This is a genomic window from Cytobacillus firmus DS1 (assembly GCF_000565285.1).
Taxonomy (GTDB): Bacteria; Bacillota; Bacilli; order Bacillales; family Cytobacillaceae; genus Cytobacillus; species Cytobacillus firmus_A.
In genome coordinates, this window is the sequence record NZ_APVL01000058.1 from 1 (window position 1) to 1,823 (window position 1,823).

Annotated in this window: 1 rRNA gene; it reads right to left on the minus strand. The window is 51.7% G+C overall.

What is annotated here, in order from left to right:
• Positions 1 to 1,529: ribosomal RNA gene (locus PBF_RS24640) — 16S ribosomal RNA — on the minus strand; the annotation flags it as partial.
• Positions 1,530 to 1,823: the final 294 nt, after the last annotated feature.

Genomic DNA, 1,823 nt, shown 5'->3' on the forward strand with positions numbered 1-1,823 from the left:
CCTTCCGATACGGCTACCTTGTTACGACTTCACCCCAATCATCTGTCCCACCTTAGGCGGCTGGCTCCAAAAGGTTACCCCACCGACTTCGGGTGTTACAAACTCTCGTGGTGTGACGGGCGGTGTGTACAAGGCCCGGGAACGTATTCACCGCGGCATGCTGATCCGCGATTACTAGCGATTCCGGCTTCATGCAGGCGAGTTGCAGCCTGCAATCCGAACTGAGAATGGTTTTATGGGATTCGCTTAACCTCGCGGTCTCGCAGCCCTTTGTACCATCCATTGTAGCACGTGTGTAGCCCAGGTCATAAGGGGCATGATGATTTGACGTCATCCCCACCTTCCTCCGGTTTGTCACCGGCAGTCACCTTAGAGTGCCCAACTGAATGCTGGCAACTAAGATCAAGGGTTGCGCTCGTTGCGGGACTTAACCCAACATCTCACGACACGAGCTGACGACAACCATGCACCACCTGTCATCCTGTCCCCCGAAGGGGAACGCCCTATCTCTAGGGTTGTCAGGAGATGTCAAGACCTGGTAAGGTTCTTCGCGTTGCTTCGAATTAAGCCACATGCTCCACCGCTTGTGCGGGCCCCCGTCAATTCCTTTGAGTGTCAGCCTTGCGGCCGTACTCCCCAGGCGGAGTGCTTAATGCGTTTGCTGCAGCACTAAAGGGCGGAAACCCTCTAACACTTAGCACTCATCGTTTACGGCGTGGACTACCAGGGTATCTAATCCTGTTTGCTCCCCACGCTTTCGCGCCTCAGCGTCAGTTACAGACCAAAGAGTCGCCTTCGCCACTGGTGTTCCTCCACATCTCTACGCATTTCACCGCTACACGTGGAATTCCACTCTTCTCTTCTGCACTCAAGTTCCCCAGTTTCCAATGACCCTCCCCGGTTGAGCCGGGGGCTTTCACATCAGACTTAAGGAACCGCCTGCGCGCGCTTTACGCCCAATAATTCCGGACAACGCTTGCCACCTACGTATTACCGCGGCTGCTGGCACGTAGTTAGCCGTGGCTTTCTGGTCAGGTACCGTCAAGGTACCGGCAGTTACTCCGGTACTTGTTCTTCCCTGACAACAGAGTTTTACGATCCGAAAACCTTCATCACTCACGCGGCGTTGCTCCGTCAGACTTTCGTCGATTGCGGAAGATTCCCTACTGCTGCCTCCCGTAGGAGTCTGGGCCGTGTCTCTGTCCCAGTGTGGCCGATCACCCTCTCAGGTCGGCTACGCATCGTTGCCTTGGTGAGCCGTTACCTCACCAACTAGCTAATGCGCCGCGGGCCCATCTGTAAGTGATAGCCGAAACCATCTTTCAGCTTTTCCTCATGTGAGAAAAAGAATTATCCGGTATTAGCCCCGGTTTCCCGGAGTTATCCCAGTCTAACAGGCAGGTTGCCCACGTGTTACTCACCCGTCCCCCGCTGACTTCAGGGAGCAAGCTCCCATCTGTCCGCTCGACGTGCATGTATTAGGCACGCCGCCAGCGTTCGTCCTGAGCCAGGATCAAACTCTCCATATAAGAGTTGATTAAGCTCGATTTGTCTTTTCAAAAAAGACTAATGATTTAAACGTTGACGTTTTGTTCGTTCAGTTTTCAAAGATCAATCAAGCAACTATATTAGAATAACATCTTATGAATAATTCGTCAACACTTTTTTGAAGTTTATTGAAAAATTATTTACTGCATATCTCTCTAATATAAGATTTTACTGGCGTTAAATTATTCCAGTATATGAGGATTAAAAAAGACAAAGAGAAAAACTCTCTGTCTTCGCCCGGCAGCGTCCTACTCTCACAGGGGGACAGCCCCCAA